A 17843-nucleotide genomic window follows, 5' to 3' on the forward strand; every position below is an offset into this window, starting at 1 on the left:
GTTCTGGTTGATGGATTTGTAGTGGGTGGTTTGGCCCCTTCGCGAGCAGGCTCACTCCTACATCTATGGTTACCCCCTTTTCTGCAATACTGTTTTTGATGTCGTGTTTGGCTTGCTTTCATCTATCCGGCGTCTGAGTGGGGCTGTCACCCCGCGCCTCGATGAGAATCGATGCCCAACGACCCTAATTAGTGGAACGGCCTTTGAGCCGTGTAGGAGTTCAGGGTTGTCGTCAGGCCGGTTGGCCGTTCACGTCATCAGTTATCCAGCATCGCAAAACCAGGTGGGTGGTGCTCGGGTGACAGCGGGGTCAGGCGTTCATCGCGGCTGGCCCCGCATCGAATTCAGTGTGATGCGCCGCAATTGCCCAGGCGATTCTTGCCAGCTTGTTGGCCAGCGCGCAGACCACGAGATTGGAGTGATGGCGGGAGGCTAATAGTTGACGGACCCAGTCCGCCAGRGCRCCTTTCTGTCGTTCCAGCTGTATCAAGTACACACGGGCGCACTGGATGAGCAGGCGCCTCTGATTTCGATCGCCGCGCTTGCTGATGCCCAGCAACACGGTTTTGTCGCCCGTGCCGTGCTGTTTGGGTACCAGCCCGATCGACGCCGCATAACCTCGGCCGCATTTGAACTGTTTGCCATCGCCCAACTCGGCAGCCAGGGCGCTGGAGGTGATCGGGCCGACACACGGCATGGTCATCAAACGAGCCGCCAGATCATCTTCAGCGGCCCGGCATTCCAGGGGGCACGAAGCGCATCGTGGGGCGAGACGCCGCCTCGCAGATCGCTTCGGCATCAGCGAAGTCGTTCTTGTTGCTTTTCACGTAAGGGCGCACGAGATGAGGAGCAATGAGCTTGGGCGTATGCCCCAGTTTGGCGACTTCCTGCGCCATGAAATGGGCGCCGCCACAGGCTTCCATCACGACGGTGCAGGGTTCCAGTTTCGCCAGATATTGGGTGAGCGCTGCCCGCGTAAACTTTTTGCGGTAAAGCTCATGACCATGATCATCTTGAGCATGCAGATGAAAGGAGTGTTTTCCGAGGTCGATGGCGGCAATAGCTACGTTGTTCATGGCAATGATCTCCGATGAGCCCCCTGTGAAAGCTTAGTGGGCGATCACAGGGGGCAGCGGGGGTAGCCATTTCATTAGGGGAGCGTGGCTTGCCCGCGATGGCGTCCTTCCTGGCGATATACCCCTATCGCCAAATATTTCGTCGACAAAATCAAAAACATTATTTGCTTTCTTTGTATACAAAAGCATAATCCACTTCGTGCGAGTTTCTGACCGTACGGTCAACAAATTCGCAAGTGCCTCAAAGGGCCGCTGCCACCCTCATGGGTCCGGCCCTGGAAATAACAATAAAACTCTTGAGGAGTACTCGCTGTGGAAAGCCGCAAATCCGAAGCATCGACGCTGGAACTCTCGCCGCCGTTACGCAATGGCTGGCTTGAGCGCATCTTCAAACTCACCTTGCATGGCACCACGGTGAAGACCGAGCTGATTGCCGGTCTGACAACCTTCATCACCATGGCTTACATCATCTTCGTCAACCCGAACATCATGGCCGACGCCGGCATCGATCACGGCGCCGCGTTTGTCGCCACCTGCATCGCCGCTGCATTGGGTTGCCTGCTGATGGGCCTGTACGCCAACTGGCCGGTCGGCCTGGCGCCGGGCATGGGTCTGAACGCCTTCTTTACCTACACCGTGGTCGGCACCATGGGCTACAACTGGGAAACCGCCCTCGGTGCGGTGTTCGTGTCCGGTGTGTTGTTCATGATCCTGACCTTTTCGCGGATTCGCGAATGGCTGCTCAACAGCATTCCGGTCAGCCTGCGCTTCGCCATGGGCGCCGGCGTGGGGTTGTTCTTGGGCCTGATCGGCCTGAAAACCGCAGGCATCGTCGTCGATAGCCCGGCAACCCTGATCAAGCTCGGCTCCCTGCGCGAACCCGGCCCGCTGCTCGCCGCCGTTTGCTTCTTGATGATCGCCATCCTCAGCTACCACAAAGTGTTCGGCGCGATCCTCATCAGCATCATCACCGTGACCCTGGCTGGCTGGGGTCTTGGCCTGGTGCATTACGAGGGCATCATGTCCGCCCCGCCGAGCCTGGCCCCGACCTGGATGGCCATGAACCTCGCCGGCGTCTTCAACGTCAGCATGATCAGCGTGGTCCTGGCCTTCCTCTTTGTGCACATGTTCGACACCGCCGGTACGCTGATGGGCGTGGCCCAGCGCGCCAACCTGGTCGGCGCTGACGGCCGGATCGAAAACCTCTCCCGCGCGATGAAAGCTGACAGTGCCTCCAGCGTATTTGGTGCGGTTGTGGGTGTTCCGCCGGTTACCAGCTATGTGGAAAGCGCTGCGGGTGTTGCGGCGGGTGGGCGCACAGGCCTTACTGCGGTGACCGTCGGCGTGCTGTTTATCGCGGCGATGTTCTTCGCCCCCCTGGCCGGGATGATTCCCGCCTACGCCACCGCTGGCGCGCTGATTTATGTGGCGATGCTGATGATGGGCGGCATGAAGCACATCGAATGGGACGAAGCGACCGACAGCATTCCGGCGATCGTCACTGCCATCATGATGCCCCTGACCTTCTCGGTCGCCGACGGCATCGCACTGGGTTTCATCACCTACGTGGCGCTGAAGGCCGGTACCGGTAAATACAAGGAAATCTCCGTCAGCTTGTGGGTGCTCTGCGCGATCTTCATCGCCAAGTTCATCTTCTTGTAAGCGGTCCTCGTTTCAACCCGCCTCACCCACCGGGTGGGGCTTTTGCACATTTGGAGGAAAGTGATGAGTCTGGAAACCTGGCTGCTGTTCAGCGGCGCTGCGCTGGTAGTGATCCTGATCCCGGGGCCGCTGTCTTTGCTGATGATCAGCAACAGTCTCAATTACGGTTTGCGCCGTTCTTACCCGGCGTTTCTCGGCGGTGTCATTGCCTCGATTTGCTTGCTCAGTGCCTCGGCGCTGGGCCTGGGCGCCTTGCTGTTGGCGTCGGAACAACTGTTCAGCGCGCTGAAAATCGTCGGCGCGCTCTATCTGTTCTACCTCGCCTGGCAGAGCTGGCAGCAATCGCGCCAGCCATCGGTGGGTGCCGAAGTGCCTCAGGCGGCGCCAGTGCCGCGCTTTCGTGCGCTGTTCGGGCGCGCGTTTGTGTTGGGCGCGAGCAACCCGAAAGACATTCTGTTCTTTGCCGCCTTCCTGCCGCAGTTCCTCAGCGCCGAGCAGCCGTTCCTGCCGCAGTTGCTGGTGATGATTGCGACCTGGACCGTACTCGACCTGCTGTGCAAGTTGGCCTATGGGCTGGGCGCACATGGCGCGGCGCGGTATCTGCGTAGTGGCAAGGGGCAGAGCTGGTTTAACCGGGTGAGTGCGGGGTTGTTTGGTGGTGCAGGCGCTGCATCTTTGTTGAGTCGCTAAGAGCATCGCGAGCAAGCCCGCTCCCACAGGGTTATGTGAGCGCCACAACTCCTTGTGGGAGCGGGCTTGCCCGCGATGGCGTCGGCACAGGCAACATTTCTCCAGACGAAAAAAAGCCCGCAGTGTGAGCGGGCGAAAGACCAAAGAAGCTATATGCGCAGTCGCTTCCAGGTTGTGGCAGCTGCTTGGGGGATCAGCTGCCGCGGTACGTGGAATAGCTATAGGGCGAAATCAGCAGTGGCACATGGTAGTGATCCTGCTCGGCAGAGATGCCAAAACGCAGCACCACCACATCCAGAAATGCCGGCTCCGGCAGCGCAACGCCACGGGCGCGGTAGTAATCGCCCGCATGGAACTGAACCTGATAGACCCCGGTACGGTAGTCATCGCCTTGCAGCAGGGGTGCATCGACCCGACCGTCGCTGTTGGTTATCGCGCTGGCGACCAATTCCAGCTGCGATCCTTCAACGCGGTACAACTCGACCTTGATCGAGCTGCCCGGGCAACCGTGTGCTGCGTCCAAAACGTGTGTAGTCAAACGTCCCATTGATTCTGCGCGCCTGCCTGCGTCAAGCAGTCAGACCTCGCGCCTCCCGAAGTCAGTTAAAAAGGAGACCGCACCGGTTCGGAGCACGAAACGCTGCGGCGAGCGATTGATTAAGACACTTTTCAAAAAAATTGTACACAATAAAAACGACATATTTACCTCGACGCCCGCCAGTCGGGAATTTCCGGCGAATTTGCGCCACCTCATAAGATCAGAGGAGCCTCTACCATTTAGCTGACCGGTCAGGCAGGTTTCTTGCAGTATCATCAATTCATGACAGTTCGCGAAAAATGCAAAAATTCAGGCTTACAAAGTGAATATAAAGTTGTATACAATCAGCCCATCGCTGTGACGCCAGCCTGGCACTCAATGTTCAGGCACGTCGCGCCAACGTCATCACCGAATTAAGAAGGAAGACTGCAGTGAGCGCTGACTACCCACGCGACCTGATCGGTTACGGCAGTAACCCTCCTCACCCACATTGGCCGGGGAACGCCCGCATTGCCTTGTCTTTCGTACTCAATTACGAAGAAGGCGGCGAGCGCAACATCCTGCACGGCGATAAAGAATCCGAAGCCTTCCTCTCCGAAATGGTCTCGGCGCAGCCGCTGCAAGGCGCGCGCAACATGAGCATGGAATCGCTTTACGAGTATGGCAGCCGTGCCGGTGTCTGGCGGATCCTGAAGCTATTCAAGGAATTCGACATTCCACTGACCATCTTCGCCGTGGCCATGGCCGCCCAGCGCCACCCGGACGTGATCCGCGCGATGGTCGATGCCGGCCACGAGATCTGCAGCCACGGCTATCGCTGGATCGACTACCAGTACATGGACGAAGCCCAGGAACGCGAGCACATGCTCGAAGCGATCCGCATCCTCACCGAAATCACCGGTGAACGTCCGCTGGGCTGGTACACCGGTCGCACCGGCCCCAACACCCGCAAGCTGGTGATGGAAGAAGGCGGTTTTCTCTATGACTGCGACACCTACGACGACGACCTGCCCTACTGGGAACCCAACAACCCGACAGGCAAGCCGCACCTGGTGATCCCGTATACCCTGGACACCAATGACATGCGCTTCACCCAGGTCCAGGGTTTCAACAAGGGCGACGACTTCTTCGAATACCTCAAAGATGCGTTCGACGTGCTGTACGCCGAAGGCGCCGACGCACCGAAAATGCTCTCGATCGGCCTGCACTGCCGCCTGATCGGCCGTCCGGCGCGTCTGGCATCGCTCAAGCGCTTTATCGAATACGCTAAAAGTCATGAACAGGTGTGGTTCAGCCGTCGCGTCGACATCGCTCGCCACTGGCACGAAACCCACCCGTACCAAGGGGCTGCGAAATGAGCACCTTTCAAACCGTCAAACCTTCGAGCCTGAGCCGTGACGCGTTCGTCGCCGCTTTCGCCGACATCTACGAACATTCGCCATGGGTGGCCGAGAAGGCCTTTGACCTGGGCCAGGACGCTTCGATCGACGAGATCGAAACCCTGCACCAGCGCATGAGCGACATCCTGTTGAGCGCCGATCACGCAAGCCAGCTTGCCCTGATTAACGCTCACCCGGACCTGGCCGGCAAAGCTGCCGTCCAGGGCCAGCTGACCGAAGCCAGCACGAACGAACAGGCTGGCGCCGGTATTCACCAATGCACGGCCGAAGAGTTCCAGCGCTTCACCGAGCTGAACGACGCCTACAAAGCCAAGTTCAAGTTTCCCTTCATCATGGCGGTAAAAGGCAGCAACCGGCATCAGATCCTCGCAGCGTTCGAAACGCGCATCCACAACTCGGTCGACACCGAATTCAAATGTGCGCTGGCAGAGATCAACAAGATTGCCCTGTTCCGATTACTGACCCTATAGCAAGCCTGGCCCGAGTGGATTCAAGAACGCTGACTCACCCAGGGCCTCGCAAGCATCCCAAGCCAACTTATTAAAGGCAGACAAGAAGAATGAAAGCTTACGCCGTACCTTTCGAGAAGTTCGTCAACCTGGCCGATGCCCGTTTGGGCACCAAAATCATCTCGGTCACCGATGACTGGTTCGCAGACGCCAACCGTCTGTTCCAACCGACCCCGGCCGTGTGGAAGGAGGGCGTGTTCGATGACAACGGCAAGTGGATGGACGGCTGGGAGTCGCGCCGCAAGCGCTTCGAAGGCTACGACAGCGCGGTGATCCGCCTGGGCGTACCGGGCTCGATCAAAGGCGTCGACATCGACACTTCATTCTTCACCGGCAACTTCCCGCCGTCTGCCTCCCTGGAAGCCTGCTTCCTGGCTGAAGGCGAGCCGACCGAAAACACCCAGTGGGTTGAAGTTCTGTCCGCCGTCGAACTGCAAGGCAACAGCCACCACTTCCACGAAATCAACAACGATCAGGCGTTCAGTCACCTGCGCTTCAACATCTACCCGGATGGCGGTGTCGCCCGTCTGCGCGTGTACGGCGTACCGCACCGCGACTGGTCGGCTGTTGGCGACAACGAGCAAATCGACCTGGCCGCAGCCCTGAATGGTGGCCGCGCCCTCGCCTGCTCCGACGAACACTTCGGCCGCATGAGCAACATCCTCAACCCGGGCCGAGGCATTAACATGGGCGACGGCTGGGAAACCGCACGTCGTCGCACGCCAGGCAATGACTGGGTGATCGTCGCGCTGGGTCATGCCGGCGAGATTGAAAAAGTCATCGTCGACACCCTGCACTTCAAGGGCAACTACCCGGACACGTGCTCGATCCAGGGTGCCTTCGTGAAGGGCGGCACCGACAGCCAGATCGAAACCCAGTCGCTGTTCTGGCGCGAACTGCTGCCGGCGCAGAAACTGGAAATGCACGCCGAACACACCTTCGCCGAGCAGATCAAGGCGCTGGGCCCGATCACCCACATCCGCCTGAACGTGTTCCCGGATGGTGGTGTGAGCCGCCTGCGCGTTCTCGGCAAGGTCGCTAAATAAGCGCTGAACCCAATCGCGGGCAAGCCCGCTCCCACAAGGAACTGTGGTGTACACAAAACCTGTGGGAGCGGGCTTGCCCGCGATAGCAATAGAACAGACAACAACGAATTCAAGGTAAGAAGACCAGCATGCGCACACTGACGATTGAACCGCTGACCAAAGAAGCCTTCGCCCCTTTCGGTGACGTGATCGAAACCGACGGCAGCGATCACTTCATGATCAACAACGGTTCGACCATGCGTTTTCACAAACTGGCGACGGTTGAAACCGCGAAGCCAGAAGATAACGCGATCATCAGCATCTTCCGCGCTGACGCGCAGGACATGCCGCTGACCGTCAGCATGCTGGAGCGTCACCCGTTGGGCAGCCAGGCGTTTATACCGCTGCTCGGCAACCCTTTTCTGATCGTGGTCGCGCCACTTGGCGATGAACCTGTATCAGGCTTGGTCCGCGCCTTCGTCACCAACGGCAGGCAGGGCATTAATTACCATCGCGGCGTCTGGCACCACCCGGTGCTGACGATCGAAAAGCGGGATGACTTCCTGGTGGTTGATCGCAGTGGCACAGGCAATAACTGCGATGAGCATTTTTTCAAAGAGGATGAGCGTTTGATCCTCGCCCCCCACCAATAAGAGAAGGTCTGATCACTCGACAACAGAGTGACAGGCGAGAGGTAAAGACTGTGGAAGCACATCTGTTGGAATGGCTGAACCTGAGCGTGCGCTGGGTTCATATGATTACTGGCGTGGCCTGGATCGGTGCGTCGTTCTATTTCGTCTGGCTGGAAAACAACCTCAATCGGGTCAACCCGAAAAGTGGGCTGGCTGGCGACTTGTGGGCAATCCACGGTGGCGGTATCTACCACCTGGAAAAATACAAACTGGCTCCACCGACCATGCCGGACAACCTGCACTGGTTCAAATGGGAAGCCTACTTCACCTGGATGTCGGGGATCGCGCTGCTGTGCGTGGTGTTCTACTCCAACCCGACGCTCTACCTGCTGGCACCGGGCAGCGCCCTGAGCGGTCCTGAAGGCGTACTGTTGGGCATCGGCTCACTGTTCGTCGGCTGGTTCGTCTACTCCTTCCTGTGTGACTCGGCCCTGGGCAAACGCCCTGCCCTGCTCGGGTTCATCCTGTTCGTACTGATCATTGGCGCGGCCTACGGCTTCAGCAAAGTGTTCAGCGGACGCGGTGCTTACCTGCACGTCGGCGCGATCATCGGCACCATCATGGTCGGTAACGTGTTCCGCATCATCATGCCGGCGCAGCGCGCACTGGTGGCGGCGATTGCCGAGAACCGCACGCCCGATCCGGCACTGCCGGCCAAAGGCCTGCTGCGTTCGCGTCACAACAACTACTTCACCTTGCCGGTGCTGTTCATCATGATCAGCAACCACTTCCCGAGCACTTACGGCAGCCAGTACAACTGGCTGATCCTGGCCGGGATCGCGGTGTTGGCGGTGTTGGTGCGTCACTACTTCAACACCCGTCACGACAGCCACAAGTTCGCCTGGACATTGCCAGTCGCGGCAGTTGGTATGATCAGCCTGGCTTACGTCACCGGTCCCGCACCGATGACCAGCCCGGACGTGGCCAAGGCCCCGGCAAAAATCGAATACCAGCCGCTACCGGAAACGGCGCTGGGTGGTGGTTTGAAACCTGCTGAAACCAAGCCCGCCGAAGCACCCGCCGCCGCACCGGCGCAAGCGTCCAACGCAGGCCCTGGTTTCGACAAGGTGCACAGTGTGATTCAGGAGCGTTGCGCGGTTTGCCATTCGGCCAAACCAACCAGCCCGCTATTCAGTGCCGCCCCGGCCGGCGTGATGTTCGACACCCCCGAGCAAATCCGCCAGAACGCGGCGCGGATCCAGGCTCAAGCCGTCACCAGCCAGATCATGCCACTGGGCAACATCACTCAGATGACCCAGCAGGAACGTGACCTGATCGGCGCCTGGATTGTTCAGGGAGCACCGACCAACTAAGTAGCAAAAGCATCGCGAGCAAGCTCGCTCCCACAGGTTTTGCATTGTCTGTGTGGGAGCTGGCTTGCCTGCGATTGGCCGCAACGCGGTCTACCTGATGCACAAAATCACAAGAATAAAAAAGATCCGAGGTGTTGCATGTCCGAGCTATCCGCAGCGCGCATCCCCGACGCACCCGCCATTCAGCGTTTGCCCCTTTTGCAACTGATCCTGGTCGGTCTGCAACATGTTCTGCTGATGTACGGTGGCGCCATCGCGGTGCCGCTGATCATCGGACAGGCCGCTGGCCTGAGTCGTGAAGAAATCGCCTTCCTGATCAACGCCGACCTGCTGGTCGCCGGCATCGCCACCATCGTTCAGTCGCTGGGCATCGGCCCCATGGGCATTCGCATGCCGGTGATGATGGGCGCCAGTTTCGCTGCGGTCGGCAGCATGGTCGCCATGGCCGGCATGCCCGGAATCGGTCTACAAGGGATCTTCGGCGCAACCATCGCCGCCGGGTTCTTCGGCATGCTCATCGCGCCGTTCATGTCCAAAGTCGTACGCTTCTTCCCGCCGCTGGTGACGGGCACGGTCATCACCTCGATCGGTTTGTCGCTGTTCCCCGTGGCCGTGAACTGGGCCGGTGGCGGCGCGAGCGCCGCTCAGTTCGGTTCCCCGATTTACCTGGCCATCGCCGCGCTGGTGCTGGGCACCATTTTGCTGGTGCACCGTTTCATGCGCGGTTTCTGGGTCAATATTTCCGTGCTGATCGGCATGTGCCTGGGCTACGTGATCTGCGGTGTGATCGGCATGGTCGACCTCAGCGGCATGGCCAACGCGCCGTGGGTTCAGTTCGTCACCCCACTGCATTTCGGTATGCCGAAGTTCGAACTCGCGCCGATCCTGTCGATGTGCCTGGTGGTGGTGATCATCTTCGTCGAGTCCACCGGGATGTTCCTCGCGCTGGGCAAAATCACCGGCCAGGAAGTCTGCCCGCGAATGCTGCGTCGCGGCTTGCTGTGTGATGCCGGCGCCTCGTTTTTCGCCGGGTTCTTCAACACCTTCACCCACTCCTCTTTCGCGCAGAACATCGGCCTGGTGCAGATGACCGGCGTGCGTTGCCGCTCGGTCACCATCGTTGCCGGCGGTTTGCTGATTGTGCTGAGCCTGCTGCCCAAGGCCGCGTTTTTGGTCGCATCGATTCCGCCAGCAGTGCTGGGCGGTGCGGCGATTGCGATGTTCGGCATGGTCGCAGCGACCGGAATAAAGATTCTCCAGGAAGCTGACATCGGTGACCGTCGCAATCAGTTGCTGGTGGCGGTGAGCATCGGCATGGGGCTGATCCCGGTGGTACGCCCGGAGTTTTTCGCCCACCTGCCCCTGTGGATGAGCCCGATCACCCACAGCGGTATCGCGATGGCCACCCTCAGCGCGCTGACGCTGAACCTGCTGTTCAACATCCTGGGTGGCGCAGAACGCGCAGCCATCAACGACTGCCACGCACACACCCATTGATCTGACGAACAACCAAGGGGGCCCGCCTGTGGTCAGCCCCCTGGCCACAACCTGCGCCTCGAACAATAAAAACAAGAGGGAGCAACAGATGATTCGGACACAAACCAACGTGCTGTTGAGTGGTGGCCTGTTGGCCGCGAGTCAGGCCATGGCTGGCGATTTACTGCTGTGGCAAACCAACAGCCTGAGCTATTTGTATGGCAAGGATTTCGTGGTCAACCCGTCGATCCAGCAGACGATAACCTTCGAACACGCCGACCGCTGGAAGTACGGCGATAACTTTCTGTTCGTCGACAGCACCTGGTACAACGGCGAAAAAGACCGGAACAAAGGCGCCCACGCCTATTACGGCGAGTTCAGCCCACGCCTCTCCTTCGGCAAAATCCTCGATCGCCGTTTCGAATTCGGCCCGATCAAAGACGTGCTGCTGGCCATGACCTACGAAAGTGGCGAAGACGACACCGAGGCCTACCTGATCGGGCCCGGCTTCGACCTCGCTGTCCCGGGCTTCAACTTTTTTACCTTGAACTTCTATTACCGTCAGACCGAAGGCTCGCGCCCCGGCGACGATGTCTGGCAAGTCACCCCGGCCTGGTCCTACACCCTGCCATTGGGCAACTCGAACGTGTTGATCGACGGCTACATCGATTGGGTGGTGGACAACGACCAGAACTCACACGGCACCTATCACGCCAACCTGCACTTCAACCCGCAGATCAAATATGACCTGGGCAAAGCCCTGGGCTGGCGTGAGAAACAGGTGTACGTCGGCGTCGAATACAGCTACTGGAAAGACAAATACGGCATCGAGAACACCTCTAACTTCGACACCAATGAAAACACCACCAGCCTGCTGGTGAAGGTGCATTTCTAAGATGACCGGCAACCGTGCCCCAAACCTGTCGTCGGTGCGCTGTTGCGGGGCACTTGAGACCTGGCCAAGGAGTCAGTATTCTCCGCGGCCGCCTGAATCCGCTTTAAAAAAAAGCCCGGATTTAACTCCTGACCAGAAGGCCAACTTATCCCGGCTCTGGACGGTACCAAGGCATTCCACCCCCCCCTCTCAATCGACTGTTCTTGAGCAGCCGAGCGGGAGTTTTTTTGCTTTTTGAAAGCCTTGGCGCAGCTCTTGCTAACAGCATTAAAGCTGACCGATTGGATGATTTTTTACCGCTACAGAAACAGGCGCCACACCAGAGCGCCGACCTTAAAAAAATAACGTGGAACCACCTACTTTTTGGGAGCAACCGAATGAAACGTACGTGCACTAGCCTGATGTTGGCGGGATCGATGCTGGCCGGGGGCCAGGCCATGGCCGGCGACTTGCTGCAATGGCAGACCAACAGCCTGACTTACCTCTACGGTAAAGAATTCAAGGTCAACCCTGCCATTCAGCAGACCGTGACGTTCGAACACGCCGATGGCTGGAAATACGGCGACAACTTCTTCTTTATCGACAAGATCTTCTACAACGGCAAGGAAGACGCCTTTGCGGGCAAGAACACTCACTACGGTGAGCTCAGCCCGCGCTTGTCGTTCAACAAGATTTTCGACCAGAAATTCGAACTCGGCCCGATCAAAGATGTACTGCTGGCCATGACCTACGAGTTTGGTGAGGACGATACCGAGTCCTACCTGATCGGCCCGGGTTTCGACCTGGCTATTCCGGGCTTCGACTACTTCCAGTTGAACTTCTACAACCGTCACACCGAAGGCGATCGCCCAGGCGACAACGTCTGGCAAATCACCCCGGTCTGGTCTTACACCATTCCAGTGGGCAGTTCGAGTGTGCTGATCGACGGTTACATGGACTGGGTCGTCGACAACGACGTCAACAGCCGAGGCGAATACCACGCCAACCTGCACTTCAACCCACAGGTCAAATATGACTTGGGCAAGGCGCTGAATTTCGGTGCGAAGCAGCTGTATGTCGGTGTTGAATACGACTACTGGAAAAACAAATACGGGATCGAAGATTCCGGTGCCTTTACGACCAATCAGAACGTGACGAGCCTCTTGGTGAAGTTCCACTTCTGATCCGGCTGTAAGTGGCGTCTGCGAGGACGCCATCGCGGGCAAGCCACGCTCCCACAGGGTTTCAGGTCGTTCTCAAATTGTTTAAACGACACAAAACCCTGTGGGAGCGTGGCTTGCCCGCGATGGCCGCACCACAAGTCTCAAGCCGGGACCACAGACTCCACCAATCCCAGAAACCGGCAAAGCTCCCCACGCTTGGCCAACGCATCGCGTCGCCCCAGCTCAATCAATTCGCTGCAATACCCCGCCTCGAACAGCAAATAGCTCAACACCCCCGCCCCGCTCGTCTTCGTAGCCCCAGGTCCACGCAGAAACAGGCGCAACGCTGCCGGTAATTCCTGCCGATGCCGCGCCGCAATCTCGTCGATCGGCTGACTCGGCGAAATCACCAGCACGTCTACCGGCGCCACGCCCAGCGCACGGGTCGGCGTACCATCGGGCATCAAGTGACTGAACTGATTCAGACGCTGCAACAGCTCGATGTCGCTTTCCAGGCTATCAATGAACGTACTGTTGAGCATGTGCCCGCCAATCTGCGCCAGCGTCGGCTGTTGCCCGGTGTAGGTGCGTTGCAGCGGTTGCTGCGGGTCGACGCCACGCGGGTTGCCGCTGACACCCACCACCAGCACGCGGCTGGCGCCCAGGTGCAGCGCCGGGCTGATCGGGGCGGATTGGCGCACGGCGCCGTCGCCGAAGTACTCCTCGCCGATTTTCACCGGGGCGAACAACAGCGGAATGGCGGAGCTGGCCAGCAAATGTTCGACACTCAATGCAGTCGGAACGCCGATGCGCCGATGACGCAACCACGAATCGATAGTGCCGCCGCCCTGATAGAAGGTGACGGCCTGACCGGACTCATAGCCAAACGCAGTCACCGCCACCGCCTGCAATTGCTTTTGCGCAATGGCCTCGGCGATGCCGGCCATGTTCAGTTTGTCATTGAGCAAACCGCGCAGCGGCGAACTGTTCAGCAATGCCACCGGCACCTGAGCGCCGATGCCCAACAAGCTATGACTGACAAAGCGGCTGGCCTGGCTGATCACGCCGGGCCAATCGCTGCGCAATACCAGATGGCTGCGAAAGCCCTGCCAGAACGCCGTCAGTTTTTCGATCGCGCCGCGAAAATCCATCGCCCCACTGGCGAGGCTGACGGCGTTGATCGCCCCGGCCGAGGTGCCGACGATCACCGGAAACGGGTTACTTGCGCCCACCGGCAACAGCTCGGCAATCGCCGCCAGCACACCCACTTGATACGCCGCCCGAGCCCCACCGCCGGAAAGAATCAACCCTGTAACCGGTTCAGCAGGACTCATCGCAACACTCCATGGCGCTTAAAGGGATCGGTCACTCAACCGCGTTTTTTGTACAGCTTCGGCTCGCCCGGTGGACGGCTCTTGAAGCGGCGGTGAGCCCAGAGGTATTGCTCCGGGCATTCGCGCAAGGCGCCTTCGACCCACTGATTGATGCGGATGCAATCGGCCTCTTCGGTTTCGCCGGGGAACCCTTCGAGTGGCGCATGAATCACCAGTCGATAGCCGCTACCGTCCGCCAGGCGCTCCTGAGTGAACGGCACCACCAACGCCTTGCCCAACCGGGCAAACTTGCTGGTGGCGGTGACCGTCGCGGCCTGAATGCCGAACAGCGGCACGAAAATACTTTGTTTGGCGCCGTAATCCTGGTCCGGCGCGTACCAGATCGCCCTGCCCGCGCGCAGCAATTTGAGCATGCCGCGCACATCGTCGCGCTCTACGGCCAGCGAATCGAGGTTGTGCCGCTCGCGACCACGGCGCTGGATGTAGTCGAACAGCGGATTTTTGTGTTCGCGGTACATGCCGTCGATGGTGTGCTGCTGCCCCAACAGCGCCGCGCCGATTTCCAGCGTGGTGAAATGCACCGCCATCAGGATCACGCCCTTGCCCTCGAGCTGAGCCTTTTTCAGGTGCTCCAGCCCTTCGACATGGGCCAGTTTGGCCAGGCGCTGACGCGACCACCACCAACTCATCGCCATTTCGAAGAAGGCGATACCGGTGGAGGCAAAGTTTTCCTTGAGCAGCCGCTTGCGCTCGGCGGGCGATTTCTCAGGGAAACACAGTTCGAGATTGCGTTTGGCAATGCGCCGTCGGTCGCCGGCCAGGCGATACATCACGGCCCCCAAGAGGCGACCGATAAACAGCAACGCCGGATACGGCAACTGCACAACCAGCCACAACAGCCCCAAGCCACACCACAGCGGCCAGAAACGCGGAGAAAGAAATGCTGTTCGAAAACGCGGGCGATCCATTAAAGGTTCCGGAAAGACAATGGCCGGGCATTCTACATCGTTCGACCCGGCTTGCGGCTTGCGGGCGTTCTCGTTATAAGTCTCGGCACTTTTAGTGACAAGCCGTTGTATGCCGACCATGAGCCAAACCGAACTGCAAGACCAGGATCCCGTGTTCCAGTTGAAGGGCAGCATGCTTGCCATTACGGTGCTGGAACTGGCCCGCAACGACCTCGAGAACCTTGATCGGCAACTGGCCGCCAAGGTCGCACAGGCACCCAACTTTTTCAGCAACGCCCCGCTGGTGCTGGCCCTGGACAAGCTCCCGGCCAGCGAAGGCGCGGTGGACTTGCCGGCCCTGATGCGTGTCTGCCGTCAACACGGCCTGCGTACTCTGGCCATCCGCGCCAGCCGCATCGAAGACATCGCTGCCGCCATTGCGGTCGATCTGCCGGTGCTGCCGCCGTCCGGTGCCCGTGAGCGCCCGCTTGATCCGCTCGAAGGCCAGGTGAAGAAAAAACCGGAAAAACCACCGGAACCGACTATCAAACCGACGAAAATCATCACTTCGCCCGTACGCGGCGGTCAGCAGATTTATGCACAAGGCTGCGATCTGGTGGTGATTTCCTCGGTCAGCCCGGGTGCGGAACTTCTCGCCGATGGGAACATCCATGTATACGGCCCTATGCGCGGCCGGGTATTGGCCGGCGTCAAAGGCGACACGAAAGCCAGGATTTTTTGTCAGCAAATGAGCGCTGAACTGGTGTCCATCGCCGGCCACTACAAGGTTTCCGAGGATCTGCGTCGCGATCCCTTGTGGGGTGCGGGCGTACAGGTCAGCCTGTCCGGCGACGTGTTGAACATCATTCGGCTTTAACGGATACTGCCGCATTTTCCAAGCATCTCTAAAACGTAGCGAAAACGGCTCAAACGAAGTAGGAAAACGGCCAAAGGCAGTGTTTACCGGAGGTAAACCCCGCCCAGGACCGTATTCCAGCCAAGGCTGTCCGACTGCAGTAGTTTTTCAAGAGATGTTTTTCAGGGGCTAAAAGTCCTTTTTCCTTAGGGGTGAAACACCTTGGCCAAGATTCTCGTGGTTACATCCGGCAAGGGTGGTGTGGGTAAGACCACCACCAGCGCCGCTATCGGTACCGGCCTCGCTCTGCGTGGTCACAAAACAGTTATCGTCGACTTCGACGTCGGCCTGCGTAACCTCGACCTGATCATGGGTTGCGAACGCCGCGTCGTGTATGACTTCGTCAACGTGGTCAATGGCGAAGCCAACCTGCAACAGGCGCTGATCAAAGACAAACGCCTGGAAAACCTTTACGTACTGGCCGCCAGCCAGACTCGGGACAAAGACGCGCTGACCACTGAAGGCGTGGAAAAAGTCCTGATGGCGTTGAAAGAAGACTTCGAATTCGTGGTCTGCGACTCTCCGGCGGGCATCGAGAAAGGCGCCCACCTGGCCATGTACTTCGCTGATGAAGCGATTGTCGTGACCAACCCGGAAGTGTCCTCGGTACGTGACTCGGACCGCATGCTCGGCTTGCTGGCCAGCAAGTCCCGTCGTGCCGAACGTGGTGAAGAGCAGATCAAGGAACACCTGCTGATTACCCGCTACCACCCGGAACGTGTCGAAAAAGGCGAAATGCTCAGCGTCGAAGACGTCAAGGAAATCCTTTCGATCAAATTGCTCGGCGTGATTCCGGAATCCCAGGCGGTGCTCAAGGCTTCCAACCAGGGCGTGCCAGTGATTCTTGACGACCAGAGCGATGCAGGTCAGGCCTACAGCGACACGGTTGATCGCCTCTTGGGCAAAGAAAAGGAACATCGTTTTCTCGATGTAACGAAGAAGGGATTCTTCGAGCGCCTGTTTGGAGGTAGGTAATGAACATTTTTGACTTCTTTCGTGCCAACAAGAAGCCAAGTACCGCATCGGTAGCGAAAGAGCGTCTACAGATTATCGTGGCGCATGAACGCGGCCAGCGCAGTACCCCGGACTACCTGCCAGCCTTGCAGAAGGAATTGGTCGAAGTGATCCGCAAGTACGTCAACATCGGGTCCGATGACGTGCACGTCGCTCTGGAAAACCAGGGCAGTTGCTCGATTCTGGAACTCAACATCACCCTGCCGGATCGTTAATCGATCCAGCGGTAGCCACGGCGGCTCAGGCTTGCGCCCCTGTAGGAGCCGAGCTTGCTCGCGATGACGGTTTTACATTCAACGACGATGTTGAATGAACTACCGCTATCGCGAGCAAGCTCGGCGCCTACAGGGTGCGAGGTTCTGAGCCGCCGTTGGCGTTTGTTACGAGGCTGTTTTAATGCCGTTGTCCAACGTTCACATCATCCATCAGGACGCCGCCGTACTGGTGGTGAACAAACCGACCCTGTTGCTCTCCGTGCCCGGCCGGGCCGATGACAACAAGGACTGCCTGATTACCCGCCTGCAGGAAAACGGCTACCCGGAAGCGCGAATCGTCCATCGTCTGGACTGGGAAACCTCCGGCATCATTCTGCTGGCCCGCGACCCGGACACCCATCGCGAGTTGTCTCGGCAATTTCACGATCGCGAAACCGAAAAGGCCTACACCGCCCTGTGCTGGGGCCAACCGGAACTGGACAGCGGCAGCATCGACTTGCCACTGCGCTACGATCCGCCGACCAAGCCTCGTCATGTGGTCGACCACGAATTCGGTAAAAACGCCCTGACATTCTGGCGTGTGCTGGAGCGCTGCGGCGACTGGTGCCGCGTCGAACTGACGCCGATCACCGGCCGCTCGCACCAACTGCGCGTGCACATGTTTTCCATTGGCCACCCGCTGTTGGGTGACGGGCTCTACGCCCACGAGCAAGCCCTGGCCGCCTGGCCGCGCCTGTGCCTGCACGCCAGCATGCTGAGCTTTACTCATCCGCAAACCGGCGAACGTTTGCGCTTCGAGTGCCCGGCACCGTTCTGACAGCCGATGATTAACCTGTAGGAGCTGAGCTTGCTCGCGATAGCGGTCTGTCAGCCGACATCCACGTTGAATGTGGCATCGTCATCGCGAGCAAGCTCGGCTCCTACAAGTGATTTTCCACACCCGCAGCCCACCGCCAATTCTCTGACCAATACGTTAAACTGGCGCCACTGCTGTCTGGA

17 protein-coding genes and 1 pseudogene are annotated in these 17843 nt (G+C 59.0%); 14 read left to right on the forward strand and 4 right to left on the reverse strand.

Features of this window, described 5'->3' with window-relative positions; genetic code table 11:
• Positions 1-310 precede the first annotated feature (310 nt).
• A pseudogene (locus tag BMS17_RS05880) lies at positions 311-1076 on the reverse strand (IS110 family transposase).
• A 312-nt stretch (positions 1077-1388) separates the two neighbouring features.
• Here BMS17_RS05880 and BMS17_RS05885 point away from each other — a divergent pair.
• The gene (locus BMS17_RS05885; protein WP_077430608.1) at positions 1389-2738 is read left to right on the forward strand and encodes an NCS2 family permease; all 1350 of its coding nucleotides are present in this window, start codon (positions 1389-1391) and stop codon (positions 2736-2738) included.
• 63 nt (positions 2739-2801) lie between these two features.
• Positions 2802-3428: a LysE family translocator gene (locus tag BMS17_RS05890; RefSeq protein WP_077430609.1), complete on the forward strand. Its 627-nt coding sequence runs from the start codon at positions 2802-2804 to the stop codon at positions 3426-3428.
• Positions 3429-3621: 193 nt separating this feature from the next.
• Here BMS17_RS05890 and uraH read toward each other — a convergent pair whose 3' ends face one another.
• Positions 3622-3975: a hydroxyisourate hydrolase gene (gene uraH / locus BMS17_RS05895; RefSeq protein ID WP_046027110.1), complete on the reverse strand. Its 354-nt coding sequence runs from the start codon at positions 3973-3975 to the stop codon at positions 3622-3624.
• Between the two features lie 422 nt (positions 3976-4397).
• Between uraH and puuE the strand changes: the two genes are divergently transcribed.
• From puuE to BMS17_RS05935, 8 genes are all read left to right on the forward strand, one after another.
• Complete coding sequence (gene puuE, locus BMS17_RS05900) at positions 4398-5324, forward strand: allantoinase PuuE (protein ID WP_046027111.1); 927 nt, start codon at positions 4398-4400, stop codon at positions 5322-5324.
• On the forward strand, positions 5321-5836 hold the full coding sequence (uraD, locus tag BMS17_RS05905) for a 2-oxo-4-hydroxy-4-carboxy-5-ureidoimidazoline decarboxylase (RefSeq protein WP_077430610.1): 516 nt from the start codon (positions 5321-5323) through the stop codon (positions 5834-5836). The genes puuE and uraD overlap by 4 nt, the downstream gene beginning before the upstream one ends.
• 89 nt (positions 5837-5925) lie before the next feature.
• The gene (alc, locus tag BMS17_RS05910; protein ID WP_046027113.1) at positions 5926-6921 is read left to right on the forward strand and encodes an allantoicase; all 996 of its coding nucleotides are present in this window, start codon (positions 5926-5928) and stop codon (positions 6919-6921) included.
• Between the two features lie 128 nt (positions 6922-7049).
• Entirely contained in the window at positions 7050-7553 is a 504-nt protein-coding gene (locus BMS17_RS05915; protein ID WP_008146154.1) for an ureidoglycolate lyase, read from the forward strand.
• 50 nt (positions 7554-7603) lie between these two features.
• Complete coding sequence (locus BMS17_RS05920; RefSeq protein WP_077430611.1) at positions 7604-8905, forward strand: urate hydroxylase PuuD; 1302 nt, start codon at positions 7604-7606, stop codon at positions 8903-8905.
• 138 nt (positions 8906-9043) lie between these two features.
• Complete coding sequence (locus BMS17_RS05925; RefSeq protein WP_046027115.1) at positions 9044-10402, forward strand: nucleobase:cation symporter-2 family protein; 1359 nt, start codon at positions 9044-9046, stop codon at positions 10400-10402.
• Between the two features lie 88 nt (positions 10403-10490).
• On the forward strand, positions 10491-11276 hold the full coding sequence (locus BMS17_RS05930; RefSeq protein ID WP_046027116.1) for an outer membrane protein OmpK: 786 nt from the start codon (positions 10491-10493) through the stop codon (positions 11274-11276).
• Positions 11277-11653: 377 nt separating this feature from the next.
• The gene (locus tag BMS17_RS05935) at positions 11654-12439 is read left to right on the forward strand and encodes an outer membrane protein OmpK (RefSeq protein WP_046027117.1); all 786 of its coding nucleotides are present in this window, start codon (positions 11654-11656) and stop codon (positions 12437-12439) included.
• Positions 12440-12579: 140 nt separating this feature from the next.
• Here BMS17_RS05935 and BMS17_RS05940 read toward each other — a convergent pair whose 3' ends face one another.
• Both BMS17_RS05940 and BMS17_RS05945 read right to left on the reverse strand, forming a co-directional pair.
• Entirely contained in the window at positions 12580-13752 is a 1173-nt protein-coding gene (locus BMS17_RS05940) for a patatin-like phospholipase family protein (RefSeq protein WP_077430612.1), read from the reverse strand.
• A 35-nt stretch (positions 13753-13787) separates the two neighbouring features.
• Positions 13788-14720 carry a lipid A biosynthesis lauroyl acyltransferase gene (locus BMS17_RS05945; protein ID WP_046027119.1) on the reverse strand — a complete coding sequence of 311 codons (933 nt, stop codon included), beginning with the start codon at positions 14718-14720 and terminating at the stop codon, positions 13788-13790.
• Between the two features lie 118 nt (positions 14721-14838).
• On the opposite strand from BMS17_RS05945, the gene minC reads away from it, so the two are divergent.
• From minC to BMS17_RS05965, 4 genes are all read left to right on the forward strand, one after another.
• Positions 14839-15576: a septum site-determining protein MinC gene (gene minC, locus BMS17_RS05950; RefSeq protein WP_046027154.1), complete on the forward strand. Its 738-nt coding sequence runs from the start codon at positions 14839-14841 to the stop codon at positions 15574-15576.
• A 201-nt stretch (positions 15577-15777) separates the two neighbouring features.
• Positions 15778-16590: a septum site-determining protein MinD gene (gene minD, locus BMS17_RS05955; RefSeq protein ID WP_046027120.1), complete on the forward strand. Its 813-nt coding sequence runs from the start codon at positions 15778-15780 to the stop codon at positions 16588-16590.
• Positions 16590-16844 (forward strand): cell division topological specificity factor MinE, encoded by a 255-nt coding sequence (minE, locus tag BMS17_RS05960; RefSeq protein ID WP_007944431.1) that lies wholly within the window; start codon positions 16590-16592, stop codon positions 16842-16844. The genes minD and minE overlap by 1 nt, the downstream gene beginning before the upstream one ends.
• Positions 16845-17025: 181 nt before the next feature.
• Positions 17026-17661, forward strand: a complete 636-nt coding sequence (locus BMS17_RS05965; protein ID WP_077430613.1) for an RluA family pseudouridine synthase — start codon at positions 17026-17028, stop codon at positions 17659-17661.
• Positions 17662-17843: the final 182 nt, after the last annotated feature.

This window comes from Pseudomonas sp. C9, from assembly GCF_002000165.1.
Classification (GTDB): domain Bacteria; phylum Pseudomonadota; class Gammaproteobacteria; order Pseudomonadales; family Pseudomonadaceae; genus Aquipseudomonas.